Here is a 17,594-nt window from a genome sequence, read left to right on the forward strand (position 1 = left end):
CGTCTCAATGGCATCTTGGATCAAAGTAATAGTTACAGCGGGTTTACTGCTTTCATCAAGCTTAAAAGTTTCTATGGCACAAGCCGCAGGTCTTGTGTTTGAAGACCTGCGCGTAGAAGGTTTACAGCGTGTTTCTGCCACTCGTGTATTCAGCGCTTTCCCTGTGCAATTACATCAAGAAATTTCACAGGCTGAGCTGGTACAGGCCAGTAAAACCCTTTTTGAAACAGGGCTTTTTGATGACATCAAACTAGAGCAAGATAATGGCTTGTTATTGGTTGTGGTGAAAGAGCGCCCTTCAATTGACAGTATTAAAATTACGGGCAACGACAAAATCAAGAAAGAGGAGCTAGAGAAGGGACTTGCTCAGTCGGGCTTAAAAGCCGGACAGATTTTTCAACGAGTTGCCCTTGAGCAAATTGAGCTTGAGCTTGAGCGTATGTATCACGGCTTAGGTCGTTATAGTGCCAATATTGTTACTGAAGTTGAGCCTATTTCTGAAAACCGAGTGATCCTGAAAGTTAAAATCAATGAAGGTGAAGTGGCGACCATTCGTCATATCAACTTCACAGGTAATGATCGTTTCGATAATAAAACGCTACAAAAGCGCTTTGAGCTAGAAGCCAAACAACACTGGTCATTATTCAACTCTGCCAGCCAATACTCTAGACCAAAATTACAAGGTGATCTTGAGCGCTTACGTAACTGGTATTTGGACCGTGGTTATCTGAAGTTTTCTGTAGACTCAACACAAGTGTCCATCAGTGCAGATCATTTAGATGTCTTTGTCACCATCAATGTCACAGAAGGTGATGCTTACAAAGTTAAAGAGATCAAACTCAGTGGTGACCTTGTTGTCGACCCAGAGGAGATTCTAGACAAAGTTGCTCTGACGCCTGGCGAGACCTTTTCTCGTACCAAGCTTGTCAATTCAACTGAAGCGATTCGTAAGCGTTTGGGTGAAGAAGGTTTTACCTTTGCCAATGTCAACGCTGTACCTGAGTTGCATGATGACAAAACAGTGTCAATCACCTTGTATGTTGCACCTGGTAAACGAACTTATGTACGCCGTATTAACTTTACCGGTAACGTCACCACTAAAGATGCTGTGTTACGTCGAGAGATTACTCAGATGGAGGCTGCATCTGCCTCTACAGATTCAATAAAAACCTCTAAAGAACGTTTAGAGCGTTTGGGCTATTTCAAATCTGTTCAGGTTGAAACGCCACGAGTTGCAGGTACAGATGACCAAATCGACGTTAACTTTTCTGTTGAAGAGCAAGCGTCGGGTAGTTTGAATGCCAGCGTGGGTTTCTCTCAGAACAGCGGTGTTATTTTTGGGGCAGGCGTAAAACAAAATAACTTTTTAGGCTCAGGAAATGATGTCTCCTTCTCGGTAAATAAAAGTGATACCACACAAAAACTTGATATCTCTGTATTTGATCCTTACTACACCCTAGACGGTGTAAGCCGAGGGATCAGCATGTTCTACCAAGAGAGTAACTTAGCCTCATCAGATATTAGTGGTTTTGCAACAGATGCTTATGGTGTGAAGGTGACTTTTGGTTACCCTATCACTGAAACAACAAGAGTGGGGGCAACCATTGCGGCAGATAATACGCGAGTGTATACAGGGGATGATCCTGTTGCCGAGGTGCTCAACTTTATCAGTACCGAAGGCGATACTCATCGCGCTTATAAACTTGGGGTATTCATCACAGATAACAAACTGAACCGTGGCATTATGGCAACGGCAGGTAGTTATCAGAAACTCTCAGCAGAAGTGGCAGTACCCGGCAGCGATGATACTTTTTACAAAGTAGAGTACAAAAACCGCTACTTCGTACCGCTCAATGATGACTACTCTATTAAGCTACGTACCGATTTGGCTTATGCTGATGGCTATGGCGATAATCCGCTATTACCTTTCTATGAGCATTACTTCTCAGGTGGTTTAGGTTCTGTGAGGGGTTATCGCGGTAACTCTTTAGGCCCCAAAAGTACGCCAACAGGCACAGCAGAAGCAACCGCATTTGGTGGTAATGCGTTGATAGAAACAGGCGCTGAATTAATTTACCCATTGTGGTTTATTGAAGACCGTAGTTCGTTACAAACTACTGTGTTTATTGATGCAGGCAATGTGTTTTCCACACAATGTGCCTCAGTATCAACCAACTGTACATCAGGCATTGATTTAAGTGAGCTAAGAATGTCTGTTGGTGCAGGTTTAACTTGGTTAGCTCCAATTGGTCCGTTGGATTTTAGTATTGCACGTGCTTTAAATGCTAAAGCAGATGATGATACTGAGTTCTTCCAATTCTCAATTGGACAAACTTTCTAAGGCTTTCGAACTGATTAGTTTAAGCCTGAAAGCACTCGAAAAAAGGAGCGTCCTTAGAATGAAGCCATTGAAGAGATTCAGCTTTATTGTTGCCTTAAGCCTATTGATTGGACAAGGTTTAACCGCCCAAGTATTTGCAGATACCAAAATTGCAGTTCTAGATTGGCGTACCGCTTTATTGGGCACAGAACAAGCTAGCGCAGAGTTTAAAATGATCAATGAAGCATTAAGCGCTGACGAGAAAGAGGTGAAAGACCTTGCTGAACAGGCTAAAAAGCTACAAGACAAACTGAAAAAGCAAGCGTCTAATCTGAGTGATGATGAAAAGCGTCAACTAAGCAAGCAAATTCAAGAGAAAGCTGAAGAGTTCCAGTTCCTAGGGCAGCGCTTAAAGAAAGAGCAGCGTGAACGTCAAGAAACCTATGTTCGTGGTGTGCGACCTCTGCTAGATGACGCAGTTAAAACCGTTATTACTGATCAGAAAATTGACATCTTACTGGATCGTCAAGCGGTGACCTATGTGAAGCCTGAACTAGATATTACTGCGCTAGTGATTGCAGAGCTAAATAAGCTGCAAGCCCCAACTAAAAAGCAGAGTAAAGGTAGTCAATAGTCGTGGCGCAATATCGCTTACAGCAACTGGCAGAGCTACTTGATGCTCAGCTGATTGGTGACCCTGAAATCTTGATCACAGGAATTGCCACATTAGAATCAGCACAGCCTGAGCAGATCAGTTTTTTGGCTAACCCAGCGTATCAGAAGTACTTACCTCACACTCAAGCGGGTGCAGTATTACTGAAAGATGCTTTTTCTGAGCACTGCCCTTGTGCCGCTTTGGTGTTATCAAACCCTTATGTGGCCTACGCACGTTTGAGCCAACTGTTTGACCCTATGGCTAATGGTGTAGCAGGGATTCACCCAAGTGCGACCGTCAGCGATCAAGCCCAAGTACAGCCTAGTGCCCAAGTAGGTCCCCATGCTGTTATTGAGGCAGGCGCTGAAATTGGTGCTAACAGTTACATTGGCGCCAATAGCTATATTGGTGCAAACACAATCATTGGAGAAAACTGCCGGATTTACCCTAACGTCACAATTTATCATGGCGTTTCACTGGGTCGGCAGGTGACAATTCATAGTGGCTGCGTCATTGGTGGTGACGGCTTTGGCTTTGCCAATGAGCGCGGACAGTGGATCAAAATTGCCCAACTTGGCGGCGTTATCATTGGTAATCAGGTAGAGATTGGTGCCAATACAAATATCGACCGTGGTGCTTTAGAAGATACACAAATCGCCAACAACGTGATTATTGATAGCCAAGTTCAAATCGCCCACAACGTCAAAATTGGTGAGGGCACGGCCATAGCGGGCTGCGTTGGTATTGCTGGCAGTGCTGAAATTGGCCGTAACTGTCTAATTGGTGGTTCCAGTAATATCTCTGGTCATCTTAAGATTTGTGATGGCGTAACGTTGAATATGACCACTAATGTCACCAGCTCTATTACGCAGCCAGGGGCTTACTCTTCTGGTACTGGCATGATGGATGTAAAAGTTTGGCGGAAAAACGCAGTGCGTTTTAGTCAACTAGATCAGTTGGCAAAAAGAATCAAAAACCTTGAGCAAACCCTTGCCCGTCAGCGTGATGAGCAATAAGAAAGTAAAGCTTGCTCAAGGATGTAAGACTAAAAGCGTTTATCAAAACGCTTAATATAAATAAAGAAGCAAAAAGCGCCCAAGGCGCACCTGAGCACTTACAGTACAACCGCTCAGGTTTTTTTGAGGTTGAATCATGGTTTTGGACGTTAACGAAATTAAAGAATATCTACCACATCGCTACCCGTTTTTATTGGTAGATCGTGTGGTCGAAATAGAACTGGGTGAGTCGATTGTTGCGTATAAAAATGTGACCGTAAATGAGCCATTTTTCAACGGTCACTTCCCAAACCATCCGGTTATGCCAGGCGTACTGATTATTGAAGCAATGGCACAAGCAGCGGGTATCTTAGGTTTTAAAACCATGGAGAAAAAACCTGCGGATGGCCATATCTATTACTTCGTAGGAAGTGACAAAGTGCGCTTTAAGCGTCCAGTTGTACCCGGTGATCAACTGATTCTAGAAGCCAAAGTAATAGGCAAACCTCGTCGTGGAATCTGGCGTTTTGAGTGCCGTGCTACAGTAGACGGAGAGTTGGCCTGCGAAGGCAATATTCTGTGTGCAGAGAGAGAACTGTGAGCCAGATACATCCTACTGCAATTATTGATCCGTCAGCAGTGCTGGCGGATGACGTTGAAGTTGGCCCGTACTCTATTATTGGCCCAGAGGTCGAGATCGGTGCGGGTACTTGGATTGGCCCTCACGTGGTCATTACCAAACTGACCAAGATTGGTACAGGGAACAAGATCTACCAATTTGCCTCTGTAGGTGAAGACTGCCAAGACAAAAAATACGCAGGCGAACCTACACGCCTAGTGATTGGCAACAACAACGTCATTCGAGAAGGCTGCGCCATTCATCGTGGCACCGTACAAGATCAAGGCGTCACAATTATTGGCGACAATAACCTATTGATGACTTGCGTACATATTGCCCATGATTGTGTTATTGGTAATCACACAATTATTGCCTCTGATGCAGCCATTGCAGGTCACGTGAAGATTGATGATTTTGCCATTGTAGGCGGTGCTTCAGCAGTACATCAGTTCTGCCACATTGGTGCGCATGCCATGTGTGGTGGCGCAACCTATTTGGCAAAAGATGTTCCCGCTTATTTGATGGTGAACGGTAATCCTGCCGAATCTCACGGCCTGAACCTTGAAGGTTTAAAACGTCGAGGTTTCAGTGATGAAGTGCTGCGTGAGCTGCGCCAAGCCTATAAAACGGTTTATCGCAAAGGTTTGCGCCTGCAAGATGCACTTACTGAACTGGAGCAGCAAACCGCTTCACCAGAGTTACAGCTGTTTATTGACTCAATCAAGAATTCGACCCGAGGCATTGTACGTTAATGTCTGAACAAGCCCCAACACCTAAGGCTAACCCCTTGCGTATTGCCATTGTTGCAGGTGAGCTATCAGGTGACATCTTAGGTTCGGGCTTGATTAAAGCATTTAAACAACGCCACCCTGATGCCGAGTTTTTTGGTATTGGTGGGCCAAGAATGCAAGCAGAAGGCTTTGTCAGCCACTGGCCGATGGATAGATTGTCGGTGATGGGGTTTGTTGAGGTGATTGGCCGATTAAAAGAATTGCTAGGTATTCGCAAGCAAGTGCGTGACCTCTGCATAGCTGAAAAGCCTGATCTTTTTATCGGTATTGATGCACCCGACTTTAACTTAACCTTAGAGGGTTGGGTTAAAGAGGCGGGTATTCCTGTTGTGCATTATGTTTCGCCTTCAGTCTGGGCTTGGAAGCAGGGGCGCTTAAAAAAGATCGCCCGCTCTGTTGATCACATGCTGACCTTACTGCCGTTTGAAGCGCCTTTTTATCAGCGCTTTAATATCCCAGTGACTTTTGTAGGTCATCCACTTGCAGATGAACTTCCCCTAGAGGTTGATCAAATAGGGGCACGTCAACAGCTTGGTTTGGCTGTAGAGCAACCTGTGTTAGCCGTCTTACCGGGCAGCCGTAGCAGCGAAGTGAAGTATTTAGGCCGTACATTTTTAGACGCTGCACTGTTGTGCTGCCAGCAGATGGCCGATCTGCAAGTGGTGATTCCCTGCGCCACACCATTACGACATCAGCAGATTGAAACGGAGCTTGAACAGCAGCCAGAAGCATTGCGAGCACGTATTATGCTGGTGGATGGCCAATCCCGAGAGGTGATGAGTGCAGCCAATGCTGTGCTACTGGCCTCAGGTACAGCAGCACTAGAGGCGATGTTGCTGAAAAAACCGATGGTAGTGGCCTATAAAATGGCTTGGCTCAGTCATGCTATTATTAGCCGCATGATTAAAGTTGATCATATCTCGCTACCGAACTTAATTGCAGGCGAAACACTGGTGCCTGAGTTAATTCAAGAACAGGCAAGCGCAGAAAATCTCGGTCACGCCTTGCTGGATCGCTTACAGCATCCTGAACAATATCAAGCTTTAGTTGAGCGTTTTTATCAGCTACACCTCAACTTAAAGCAAAATGCCAGTCAAACTGCCGCGGCAACCATTGAACAAGTAATCGAGAACTGTCATGGCAAAAGTTGAGTTTCCTCCCCTAGAGATTCCTTATCAGGGCCTGTATTTGGCAGGTGTTGATGAAGTAGGGCGCGGCCCGTTGGTGGGTGCAGTAGTAACTGCTGCGGTAATTTTAGACCCAGCGCAACCGATCATCGGTTTAGCAGACTCTAAAAAGCTGACTGAAAAAAAACGTGAAGCTTTATTTGATGAGATTAAAAGTAAAGCGTTGGCTTGGTCAGTAGCGGAAGCCAGTGTTGAAGAGATCGACCGTTTAAATATTCTACACGCCACTATGTTAGCCATGCAGCGTGCTGTGGCAGGATTAAAACCTGCTGCTGAATTTGTTTTGGTGGATGGTAACCGTTGCCCTGAACTACCTTGTCCATCTCAAGCTGTAGTAAAAGGCGATGCGCGCCATGCCGCTATTAGTGCCGCGTCGATCTTGGCCAAAGTGACCCGTGATCGACAAATGCAGCAGTTGGATCAAGCCTACCCTGACTACGGCTTTGCACAACATAAAGGCTATCCAACACCTCAACATCTCGCTGCACTTGAGCGTTTTGGCATCACGCCACAACATCGACGCTCATTTAAGCCGGTACAGTTGAAACTGCTTTAGGTTTAACTGCTAGGCTTCAGTTTTACGGCTACTCTATCTGCTTGACCCTTTTGTTTTAGTGCTCTTACAAGCTGGACTCCAATATGCTGCCCTCTTTTGTACATTTACGCGTACATACTGAATATTCGATTGTGGATGGTTTGGTTCGCATCAAAAAGCTGCCTGAAAAGCTGATTGAGATGCAGATGCCCGCGATTGCCATCACCGACGAATCCAACATGTTCGCCTTGGTGAAATTCTATAAGAATATGCAAGGCGCAGGCATCAAACCGATTGTGGGCGCGGATGTCTGGCTTGAAAACCCCATTGATACTGAAAAACCCTTTCGCATGACTTTGATTGCGATGAACAATGAGGGCTATCGCAACTTAACCGAGCTGGTGTCTCAAGGGTATTTAGAAGGCCAACATCTTGGCCGTAATATTTTAAAAGAGTCATGGATTGTGGCACGCTCTGAAGGGCTTCTCGCATTGTCGGGCGCCAAAGAGGGCGAAGTGGGGCGCTGGCTATTGAGCGAGCGTTATCCTGAAGCGCGCCAAGCTCTTGAAAAATGGATGCAAATCTTCCCTCAACGATTTTATCTAGAATTGCATCGCACATCTCGCCCAGGGGATGAGCACTGCGTGCATCAGTCGGTCAAACTGGCGCACAGTTGTCAGTGTCCGGTGGTGGCCACAAACGATGTTCGCTTTATTAATAAAGAAGACTTCTGGAGCCATGAAACGCGCGTTTGTATTGGCGAAGGACGTGCGTTGGATGACCCTCATCGTAATAAAAGCTATTCAGAAGAACAGTATCTAAAATCGCCTGAAGAGATGGCAAAGCTGTTCGCTGACTTGCCTGAAGCGCTGCAAAACAGTGTAGAAATTGCCAAACGTTGCACCATTGATATTACCCTCGGCGAATACTTTCTACCTGACTACCCAATACCAGAAGGTATGGGCATGGACGACTTTTTCCGCAAAGTGTCCCACGACGGTTTAACTGAGCGACTGCATAAGCTGTTTGATGTCAACTCACCTGAATTCCCAGAAAAAGAGCGCATTTATCGAGAGCGCCTAGATTTTGAGTTGAACACGATTTTAACCATGGGATTCCCCGGTTACTTTCTAATCGTGATGGACTTTATCCAGTGGGCGAAAAACAACGGTGTACCTGTTGGCCCCGGAAGGGGGTCGGGCGCAGGTTCTCTAGTGGCTTATGCCCAGAAAATCACAGATCTTGACCCTTTAGAATACGACTTGCTGTTTGAGCGATTCTTGAACCCTGAGCGGGTGTCTATGCCCGACTTTGACGTCGATTTCTGCATGGATGGCCGAGATCGAGTCATTGATTATGTGGCCGAGACCTATGGCCGTAATGCGGTTTCGCAGATCGCCACCTTTGGTACTATGGCCGCTAAAGCGGTAGTGCGTGATGTGGCGCGTGCTCAAGGCAAGCCCTATGGCTTAGCCGACAAACTTTCAAAGATGATCCCCTTTGAAGTGGGCATGACCTTGGCAAAAGCCTTTGAGCAGGAAGAACCGCTGCGCGAATTCTTAGCCAGTGATGACGACGCCGCTGAAATCTGGGAGATGGCGATCAAGCTAGAAGGTACAGTTAGAGGAACGGGTAAACACGCTGGGGGCGTTGTAATTGCGCCCACTAAACTGACCGATTTTTCGCCTATTTTTTGTGAAGAAGGCGGCACCAGCTTGGTGGCGCAGTTTGATAAAGACGACGTTGAATCCGCAGGATTGGTGAAATTCGACTTTTTGGGCTTGCGTACTTTAACCATTATCGACTGGGCCATTAAAACCATTCACCAGCAAATGGGCAATAACCAGTTTGATATTGAAAGTATTCCTTTAGACGACGACCCTACTTTTGCTTTGTTGCAACGGGCAGAAACCACCGCCGTATTCCAGCTGGAATCACGGGGTATGAAAGATCTGATCAAACGCTTATTACCGAGTTGCTTCGAAGATATCATCGCATTGGTGGCACTGTTCCGTCCTGGCCCCTTGCAATCGGGCATGGTAGACGACTTTATCAGCCGTAAGCATGGTCGTTCTGAGTTATCTTATCCACACCCTGATTACCAACTACAATCTCTGAAGCCCGTATTAGAGCCAACCTACGGCATTATTCTGTATCAAGAACAGGTGATGCAGATTGCACAGGTGATGGGCGGTTATACCCTAGGGGGCGCAGACTTACTACGCCGTGCAATGGGTAAGAAGAAACCTGAGGAGATGGCCAAGCAGCGTTCGGTCTTTCTGGAAGGTTGTGCTAAAGGGGGAATCGACCTTGATCTGGCGGGCAACATCTTTGATCTGGTAGAAAAATTCGCAGGTTACGGCTTTAACAAGTCACACTCAGCGGCCTATGCCCTAGTGTCGTACCAAACCGCTTATCTAAAGTGCCACTATCCCGCACCCTTTATGGCTGCTGTGTTATCCACCGAGATGCAGAACACCGATAAGGTGGTCACACTGGTGGAAGAGTGCCGCACCATGAAACTGCCACTGACACCGCCTGATGTGAATAGCGGTGCCTTCCGTTTCACCGTCAACGCGGCAGGTGAAATTGTCTATGGTTTAGGGGCAATCAAGGGCGTAGGTGAAGGGCCAATTGAAGCGATTGTCGCCGCGCGTAATGAAGGTGGCCCCTACACTGACCTGTTTGATTTTTGTGCACGCAACGACTCACGCAAAGTGAACAAACGTACCGTTGAAGCACTGATCCGTAGTGGCGCATTAGACAAAATTGGTCCAAGTCGGTCTGTTATGCTGGCCTCTGTTGAAGACGCCTTTAAAGCCGCCGAACAATCTAGCCGTAATGCCGACATTGGTATGATGGATATGTTTGGTGAGTTGGCCGCAGAAGAAACCTTAGACCCCTACGCTGACCATCGTAAAGTGCGTGATTGGACAGATAAAGAACGCTTAAAAGGTGAACGAGATACCTTAGGCTTGTATCTGACAGGCCACCCCTTTGATGAATATGAAGTAGAGATTCGCCGTTTTGTGCGCAATAAACTCAGTGATCTGCAAGCCAGTAAAGAAACACAAAAGCTATCTGGACTGATCATTGATATTCGCACCATGAAAAGCAAAAAAGGCGATACCATTGCTTTTATTACGCTAGATGATCGCAGTGGTCGTACTGAAGTATCAGTTTTTGGTATTTTGTATGAAGCCCATCGCAGCTTATTACAAAAAGACCAGTTGGTGATTATCGAAGGTGATGTCAGCTTTGACGACTACTCTGGTAGTCTACGTGTAAGAGCAAAACAGGTAACAGGCCTGTTAGATGCCCGCATACGCTATAGCCAAAACTTAGAGCTGACGTTAAAACAATCTGAAACCAACGGCAAAAAAATAGATTTACTGAAGCAAAAGCTCAAACCTTTTGTCGTGAGTGACCCATGCCTAGGCGTGCCTGTTGAAGTGCACTACTTGCGTCCAGATTTATCGGGACGCTTGCGGCTAGGGAGCACATGGTATGTGCAACCCAGCGATGAACTGATCTATAGCCTGTATGATGGTTTTGGTGTACCAAACGTGCGTCTAAATTACGGCGACTAGGTTAACAGTTTAATACCGCTATCAAATTGGCTACCACGCTTGTGGTTAGCGGGTTTATCAAACAGCAAAGGTTTTTTTTAAAGCGCCTTTGCCGTAGTATTACGGCCAATCATATTCATGTCGTCATGTGGATATCGTCGGTATTATAGATATTGTAGATATTTTAAATAGTGTGGATCTATGAACCCCAATTATCTGGACTTTGAACAACCCATTGCAGAACTAGAAGCAAAGATTAACGAGCTGCGCCTAGTCGGTAATGATAACCAACTGAACATCACAGATGAAATTGCCAAATTACAGGAAAAAAGCCTGAAGTTGATGGCAGATATTTTTTCTAACCTAACACCTGCGCAAGTGGTTCAGCTGTCTCGTCACCCACAGCGTCCTTATACGCTGGATTACATACAGCACATCTTCACTGATTTTGATGAGTTGCATGGTGATCGTAACTTCTCTGATGATCCTGCCATTGTCAGTGGTATTGCCCGTTTAGAGGATAGGCCTGTGATGGTAATCGGCCATCAGAAAGGTCGTACCGTAAAAGAGAAAGTACGCCGCAACTTTGGTATGCCTCGTCCAGAAGGCTACCGTAAAGCCTGCCGTATGATGGAAATGGCAGAGCGTTTTAAAATGCCAATTCTAACTTTTATTGATACACCGGGTGCTTATCCTGGCATTGATGCTGAAGAGCGTGGTCAGAGTGAAGCGATCGCTTATAACCTAGCCGTTATGTCGCGCTTAAAAACCCCAATCATCTCAACCGTTATCGGCGAGGGTGGTTCAGGTGGTGCGCTGGCAATTGGTGTTTGTGATGAGCTGATCATGTTAGAAAACTCAATCTACTCGGTGATTTCACCAGAAGGTTGTGCTTCTATTTTGTGGAAAAGCGCAGACCGTGCAAGTGATGCTGCCGCTGCAATGGGCGTTACCGCAGGCCGCTTAAAACAGCTGGGCTTAGTAGATCGCTTAGTGGATGAGCCGCTAGGTGGCGCGCACCAGAATCCAGAAAAAGTCGCCGCAGACTTGAAACAGGCTTTGCTGGAAACTCTAGAAAAGCTGGATGAGATGTCTGACGAACAATTAATAGACCGTCGCTACGAGCGTCTTATGTCTTACTATGCTGGCAACACCGAACTTGGTGAATGGTAGACGCTAGGCGACTGCTTTCGAGTCCTTGTTTGCTTTGATCAATACCCCCGATAATAGGCTTATCGAGGGTATTTTTTTGTCTTCTTCTAACTGAACATTCTAACCTTACGGCTACTTTCTAATGGCTTCTGTCTCCCTATCCAAGGTCAACGACATCCAGTTATCATTACCCGCTCATCAGCAACTATGGTTGGCGCTGAGTGGTGGTTTAGATTCCATTGTGTTACTCGATCTAGCGGTGCGTTGGTGTCAGGCGGAGTCCAAAAGCCTGAAGGTTTTACATGTTCACCATGGTTTAAGCCCCAATGCCGATCAGTGGGCCGACCACTGCCAACAGCTTTGCAAACAATACCAACAGCAATTCAGTATCAAAATATCCTGCCAAGTACATCAGGTGCAGCTGAACCAACAGCTCAGCAGTTTGGAAGCACAAGCGCGCAAAGCCCGTTACCATATTTTTGAACAACAGCTACAAAAAGATGACCTGCTCTTGATGGCACACCATGCTGATGATCAGGCTGAAACTCTGTTGTTACGCTTATTGCGGGGCGCAGGCAGCCAAGGTCTATCGGCCATGCCTGCTTTCCGAACACTGGGCAGAGGTCAGCTATATCGCCCCCTGCTCAGTTATAACCGCGCACAATTAGAGCAATATGCCCAACAGCAGCAATTACGCTGGGTTGAGGATGAATCCAATCAATGCACTGACTTTGATCGTAACTACCTGCGTCATGAAATATTACCGCGCTTAAAACAACGCTGGCCAGCCAGTAGCGAGCTGTTTAGCCGTGCCGCTCAAAACCTAGCTGAAAGTGCTGCATTGAATGAAGACTTGGCTGAGCTAGATCTGCAACAAACACTGATGTCAACAAAGTTTGGCGAAGCAATTAACTGTGCTCGGTTACAAGGTTTATCTCGACCAAGACAGATCAATTTATTGCGCTTTTGGTTTAAAGCACAGGCTATGCCCGAGCTGGAACGCAAGCAGTGGCAAATAATTTTTAATGAGGTAGTAGAAGCAAAAATAGACGCAGAGCCTTGCTTCAATTGGCAGGGTTATCAGCTGAGGCGCTTTAGAGGGCTACTCTATCTACTTCTACCTACAACAAAATTTGACGCGGGTGAAAGCCATCTCCTAGCAACGCTACCCTTATCTTCTGAGCAAACACCAATCAGCCTTTCTATCAATACAGGTGTGCTAACGCTCAACTCAGCCGCAGGCTTTCCGCAGAAGATAAATCAAGACCTACCCATAATGCAGTTACCTGACAGTGGAACCTTATGGGTTCGCTATAGACAAGGAGGAGAAACGATTCAGCTGGTCAAACGGGGGCGAAAACAGCTAAAAAAACTATTACAAGAAAGTGATATTCCACCTTGGTTACGTCAACGTCTCCCATTAATCTGGTGGCAACCAGAAACAGGCGATGCCCAGCTGATTGCTGTTGCAGACTTATGGCTATCTGAATCTGTTCTATCTCAGTCTATTCACCAAGCTTGGTTGATAAGATGGAATAACGAAGGCCACAGCTAACTATCTGATATATAAAAACTAGTGATAAACCGCACACCCTAAGAAATTTAAATACCCAAACAATGGCATAGATTCATATGCTTTTGCTGCTCATATAGGCATAATGCGCGCTTGATTTTTTCCAGCTGAAATACGCTGGTTGAATTGTGATGGTGAAATGGTTCTGGTATCCTGCACTCCCATCTATTTAGTACCTTTTGGTACCTGTATTAGTACCCCCCTCTTATATTTTTGCAGCACAACGTAAACAGGTTCTTCATGACGCGATATATTTTCGTCACAGGCGGTGTCGTTTCTTCTTTAGGCAAAGGCATCGCTTCTGCATCACTGGCCGCTATTCTTGAGGCTCGTGGCTTAAAAGTCACTATGCTCAAGCTGGATCCGTATATTAACGTTGATCCGGGTACGATGAGTCCGTTCCAGCACGGTGAGGTTTTTGTGACCGAAGATGGCGCAGAAACCGATCTGGATCTGGGTCATTATGAGCGCTTTATTCGCACCAAGATGACTCAGCGCAACAACTTCACCACTGGCCGTGTTTACGAGCACGTGCTGCGTAAAGAGCGTCGTGGTGATTACTTGGGCGGTACAGTGCAGGTGATTCCGCATATCACCAACGAAATTAAAGATCGGGTGATTGCAGGCGCTGAAGGTTATGACGTGGCACTGGTTGAGATCGGTGGCACCGTAGGTGATATTGAGTCACAACCATTCTTGGAAGCGGTACGTCAGCTCAAAGTTCAGGTTGGCTCAGATCATGCGATGTTTATGCACTTAACCTTAGTGCCTTACATTAAAACAGCAGGCGAAACAAAGACTAAACCTACGCAACACTCCGTGAAAGAGCTGCGTTCGATTGGTATTCAACCTGATATTTTGGTGTGCCGTTCAGAGGTCGCAATTGAAGCCAATGAGCGCCGCAAGATCTCTATGTTCACCAACGTAGACGAAAAAGCGGTGATCTCTTTAGAAGATGCCGACACTATTTATCGTATTCCAAGCATGCTACACGCTCAGAACTTAGATGAGATCGTGGTGAAACGCTTTGGTCTAGACTGCCCACCAGCAGATCTGTCTGAGTGGATTGCAGTGGCCGATGCCAAACTGAACCCACTGCGCACCATGAACATTGCGATGGTCGGCAAGTATATGGAGCTGCTGGATGCGTATAAATCGTTGATTGAGGCGATCACACACGCAGGCATCAAAACCCGTACAAAGGTCAACATTGAGTACATCGACTCAGAAGAGATCGAGCGCAATGGTGCAGAGCGCCTACGTGACAAAGATGCGATTCTAGTACCAGGCGGCTTTGGTGAGCGTGGCGTAGAAGGCAAAATTGCCACAGCACAATTCGCTCGCGAAAACGGCATCCCTTATTTGGGCATCTGCTTGGGTATGCAAGTTGCGGTGATTGAGTACGCACGTAACGTTGCAGGTATGACCGATGCACACAGCACCGAGTTCACCCATGAAACAACACACCCTGTAGTAGGCTTGATCACTGAGTGGATCAATGCCGAAGGTAAGATTGAACTGCGTGATCACAGCTCTGACCTAGGCGGCACCATGCGTTTAGGTGGCCAAGAGTGCAAACTGCAAGCGGGTTCAAAAGCGCGTGAGGTTTATGGTCAAGATGTTATTCTTGAGCGTCACCGCCACCGTTATGAAGTGAACAATCAGTTTGTTGAGCAGTTAGAAGACGCAGGCCTGATCTTCTCTGGCCGCTCTATTGATAACTCTCTGGTTGAGATGGTTGAGCTGAAAGACCACCCTTGGTTTGTGGCTTGTCAGTTCCACCCTGAGTTCACCTCAACACCGCGTGATGGCCACCCGCTGTTCACCGGTTTTATTGAGGCAGGTTTGGCGCATCAAGCGGCCAAAAAAGAGTCTTAATCAGTACAGGTGTTCACAGACGAATGTCGGCTTCTCAAGTTTCAACTGGCTCTGCTGACACGACAGTCCAACAAGTGATTCACGTTGCCGATCTGAAGATCGGCAACGGACTTCCTTTTGTGCTGTTAGGTGGCATGAATGTTCTGGAATCGAGGGATCTTGCCCTTGAGATTGCAGAACATTATGTAGAGGTGACCTCTCGCCTAGGGATTCCCTACGTTTTTAAAGCCTCTTTTGACAAGGCTAACCGCTCCTCTATTCACTCTTTTCGTGGCCCCGGCTTAGAGAAAGGGTTAGAAATTCTGGCTGAAATCAAAGCGCGCTTTGGTGTGCCGATCATCACCGATGTGCATGAAAGCTATCAAGCACAACCTGCGGCTGAGGTTGCAGACATTATTCAGCTACCTGCCTTCTTGGCACGACAAACTGATCTTGTGCAGGCGATGGCACAAACGGGCGCGGTCATTAACATCAAAAAGCCTCAGTTCACCAGTCCCGCGCAAATGGGCAATATGGTGGAAAAATTTATCGAGTGCGGCAACAACCAAATTATGATCTGCGAACGTGGCAGTAACTTTGGTTACGACAATCTTGTGGTTGATATGCTGGGCTTTGATGTGATGAAACAAGCTTGCCATAACGCCCCCATGATTTTTGATGTGACCCATGCGTTGCAGTGTCGTGATCCAATGGGTGCTGCTTCAGGTGGTCGTCGTCAACAAGTGCTGAGTTTGGCGCGTGCGGGTATGGCGGTTGGCTTGGCGGGATTATTTTTAGAAGCACACCCCAACCCTGATAAAGCGTTGTGTGATGGGCCTTCAGCGTTACCTCTACATCAGTTGGAGCCATTTCTGCGCCAACTGAAAGCCATCGACGATCTGGTTAAAGACTTTGATGGGTTGGATATCCGATAATAGCGGGCTATCCGAAACAATTTTGCGCGATTTGATTTAAAAAGCTGCTCAGCAGCAGAACTCTTTTTGGAGAAACATCCGAATGACAGCAATCGTTGATATCAAAGCAATTGAAGTGCTTGATTCCCGTGGTAACCCAACCGTTCAAGCTGAAGTGACTTTGGCTTCAGGTGTACGTGCAAGCGCATGTGCGCCTTCTGGTGCATCAACTGGTTCTCGTGAAGCACTAGAGTTGCGTGATGGCGATAAAAGCCGTTATCTGGGCAAAGGTGTGTTAAAAGCCGTAACTGCGGTGAACACCTCAATCCGTGATGCTCTAATGGGTATGGATGCTGCTGATCAGCGCGCACTGGACAACACCATGTTGGCCTTAGATGGCACTGAGAACAAAGCCAACTTAGGTGCAAACGCGATTCTAGCGGTATCTTTAGCAGCGGCAAAAGCGGCAGCAAAAGACAAAGGCATTCCACTGTACGCACACATTGCTGAAATCAATGGCACTGCGGGTCAGTTCTCTATGCCTGTACCGATGATGAACATCATCAACGGTGGCGAACACGCTGATAACAACGTTGATATCCAAGAGTTCATGGTTCAGCCTGTTAACTTCACCTCTTTCCCAGAAGCGCTACGTTGTGGTGTGGAGATTTTCCACTCTCTGAAAGCAGTTCTGAAAGCACGCGGTTTAAGCACTGCGGTAGGTGATGAAGGTGGTTTTGCACCTAACCTAGCCTCTAACGAAGACGCTTTGGTTGCAATCCGTGAAGCTGTTGAACAAGCGGGTTACGAGCTAGGTAAAGATGTGACTTTGGCACTAGACTGCGCGGCCTCTGAATTCTACAAAAACGGTCAGTATGATCTGGCTGGCGAAGGCAAAATCTTCGATTCTGAAGGCTTTGGTGATTACTTAGCACAGCTGTCTGCGACTTACCCAATCGTATCAATTGAAGATGGTTTAGACGAGTCAGATTGGGATGGCTGGGCTAGCCTAACTCGCAAAATCGGCGACAAAGTTCAGTTAGTGGGTGATGATCTATTCGTGACCAACACGAAAATTCTGAAAGAAGGGATCGACAAGAACATCGCGAACTCTATTCTGATCAAGTTCAACCAGATCGGTTCTTTGTCTGAAACACTAGACGCGATCAAAATGGCGAAAGATGCAGGTTACACCGCGGTTATCTCTCACCGTTCAGGCGAAACAGAAGACACGACTATTGCTGATTTAGCAGTGGGCACTGCGGCTGGCCAGATCAAAACAGGTTCTCTATGCCGCTCTGACCGTGTAGCCAAGTATAACCGTTTGTTAGAAATTGCCGCTGAACTTGGCGACAAAGCGATTTACAATGGTCTGAAAGAGATCAAAGGTCAGGCATAATACCGCCTATCGGCTTTGACTGAAGATC

General features: G+C 46.7%; 13 protein-coding genes. All 13 read left to right on the forward strand.

The features are described 5' to 3' along the window. Positions 1 to 7: 7 nt before the first annotated feature. A complete protein-coding gene (bamA, locus tag B5D26_RS12715; protein WP_078746102.1) occupies positions 8 to 2,341 on the forward strand; it encodes an outer membrane protein assembly factor BamA in 2,334 nt (777 codons plus the stop codon). A 58-nt stretch (positions 2,342 to 2,399) separates the two neighbouring features. After that, on the forward strand, positions 2,400 to 2,954 hold the full coding sequence (locus B5D26_RS12720; RefSeq protein WP_159445664.1) for an OmpH/Skp family outer membrane protein: 555 nt from the start codon (positions 2,400 to 2,402) through the stop codon (positions 2,952 to 2,954). Between the two features lie 2 nt (positions 2,955 to 2,956). Then, positions 2,957 to 3,991: a UDP-3-O-(3-hydroxymyristoyl)glucosamine N-acyltransferase gene (lpxD, locus tag B5D26_RS12725; RefSeq protein ID WP_200810676.1), complete on the forward strand. Its 1,035-nt coding sequence runs from the start codon at positions 2,957 to 2,959 to the stop codon at positions 3,989 to 3,991. 136 nt (positions 3,992 to 4,127) lie between these two features. Next, positions 4,128 to 4,571 (forward strand): 3-hydroxyacyl-ACP dehydratase FabZ, encoded by a 444-nt coding sequence (fabZ, locus tag B5D26_RS12730; RefSeq protein WP_078746105.1) that lies wholly within the window; start codon positions 4,128 to 4,130, stop codon positions 4,569 to 4,571. Next, positions 4,568 to 5,341, forward strand: coding sequence for an acyl-ACP--UDP-N-acetylglucosamine O-acyltransferase (lpxA, locus tag B5D26_RS12735; RefSeq protein ID WP_078746106.1), 774 nt, complete (start codon positions 4,568 to 4,570; stop codon positions 5,339 to 5,341). The genes fabZ and lpxA overlap by 4 nt, the downstream gene beginning before the upstream one ends. Further along, positions 5,341 to 6,531 (forward strand): lipid-A-disaccharide synthase, encoded by a 1,191-nt coding sequence (gene lpxB / locus B5D26_RS12740; RefSeq protein WP_078746107.1) that lies wholly within the window; start codon positions 5,341 to 5,343, stop codon positions 6,529 to 6,531. Before lpxA ends, lpxB begins: the two co-directional genes overlap by 1 nt. Next, a complete protein-coding gene (rnhB, locus tag B5D26_RS12745) occupies positions 6,518 to 7,123 on the forward strand; it encodes a ribonuclease HII (RefSeq protein ID WP_078746108.1) in 606 nt (201 codons plus the stop codon). Before lpxB ends, rnhB begins: the two co-directional genes overlap by 14 nt. A gap of 83 nt (positions 7,124 to 7,206) precedes the next feature. Beyond that, positions 7,207 to 10,692 carry a DNA polymerase III subunit alpha gene (gene dnaE, locus B5D26_RS12750; protein ID WP_078746109.1) on the forward strand — a complete coding sequence of 1,162 codons (3,486 nt, stop codon included), beginning with the start codon at positions 7,207 to 7,209 and terminating at the stop codon, positions 10,690 to 10,692. Positions 10,693 to 10,872: 180 nt separating this feature from the next. Then, positions 10,873 to 11,844 carry an acetyl-CoA carboxylase carboxyl transferase subunit alpha gene (accA, locus tag B5D26_RS12755; RefSeq protein ID WP_078746110.1) on the forward strand — a complete coding sequence of 324 codons (972 nt, stop codon included), beginning with the start codon at positions 10,873 to 10,875 and terminating at the stop codon, positions 11,842 to 11,844. Positions 11,845 to 11,965: 121 nt separating this feature from the next. Then, positions 11,966 to 13,378: a tRNA lysidine(34) synthetase TilS gene (tilS, locus tag B5D26_RS12760; protein ID WP_078746111.1), complete on the forward strand. Its 1,413-nt coding sequence runs from the start codon at positions 11,966 to 11,968 to the stop codon at positions 13,376 to 13,378. A 258-nt stretch (positions 13,379 to 13,636) separates the two neighbouring features. Continuing rightward, positions 13,637 to 15,274: a CTP synthase gene (locus tag B5D26_RS12765; protein WP_078746112.1), complete on the forward strand. Its 1,638-nt coding sequence runs from the start codon at positions 13,637 to 13,639 to the stop codon at positions 15,272 to 15,274. A gap of 23 nt (positions 15,275 to 15,297) precedes the next feature. After that, complete coding sequence (gene kdsA / locus B5D26_RS12770; protein WP_078746113.1) at positions 15,298 to 16,188, forward strand: 3-deoxy-8-phosphooctulonate synthase; 891 nt, start codon at positions 15,298 to 15,300, stop codon at positions 16,186 to 16,188. A gap of 82 nt (positions 16,189 to 16,270) precedes the next feature. Beyond that, positions 16,271 to 17,566, forward strand: coding sequence for a phosphopyruvate hydratase (eno, locus tag B5D26_RS12775; protein ID WP_078746114.1), 1,296 nt, complete (start codon positions 16,271 to 16,273; stop codon positions 17,564 to 17,566). The last annotated feature ends 28 nt before the right edge of the window (positions 17,567 to 17,594 follow it).

It is taken from the genome of Oceanospirillum multiglobuliferum, from assembly GCF_900167095.1.
GTDB lineage: Bacteria > Pseudomonadota > Gammaproteobacteria > Pseudomonadales > Halomonadaceae > Oceanospirillum > Oceanospirillum multiglobuliferum.

Coding starts and splice junctions, on each gene's coding strand:
- bamA (WP_078746102.1), top strand. CDS start 8: ATGGCATCTTGGATCAAAGTAATAGTTACAGCGGGTTTACTGCTTTCA.
- B5D26_RS12720 (WP_159445664.1), top strand. CDS start 2,400: ATGAAGCCATTGAAGAGATTCAGCTTTATTGTTGCCTTAAGCCTATTG.
- fabZ (WP_078746105.1), top strand. CDS start 4,128: ATGGTTTTGGACGTTAACGAAATTAAAGAATATCTACCACATCGCTAC.
- lpxB (WP_078746107.1), top strand. CDS start 5,341: ATGTCTGAACAAGCCCCAACACCTAAGGCTAACCCCTTGCGTATTGCC.
- rnhB (WP_078746108.1), top strand. CDS start 6,518: ATGGCAAAAGTTGAGTTTCCTCCCCTAGAGATTCCTTATCAGGGCCTG.
- dnaE (WP_078746109.1), top strand. CDS start 7,207: ATGCTGCCCTCTTTTGTACATTTACGCGTACATACTGAATATTCGATT.
- accA (WP_078746110.1), top strand. CDS start 10,873: ATGAACCCCAATTATCTGGACTTTGAACAACCCATTGCAGAACTAGAA.
- tilS (WP_078746111.1), top strand. CDS start 11,966: ATGGCTTCTGTCTCCCTATCCAAGGTCAACGACATCCAGTTATCATTA.
- B5D26_RS12765 (WP_078746112.1), top strand. CDS start 13,637: ATGACGCGATATATTTTCGTCACAGGCGGTGTCGTTTCTTCTTTAGGC.
- kdsA (WP_078746113.1), top strand. CDS start 15,298: ATGTCGGCTTCTCAAGTTTCAACTGGCTCTGCTGACACGACAGTCCAA.
- eno (WP_078746114.1), top strand. CDS start 16,271: ATGACAGCAATCGTTGATATCAAAGCAATTGAAGTGCTTGATTCCCGT.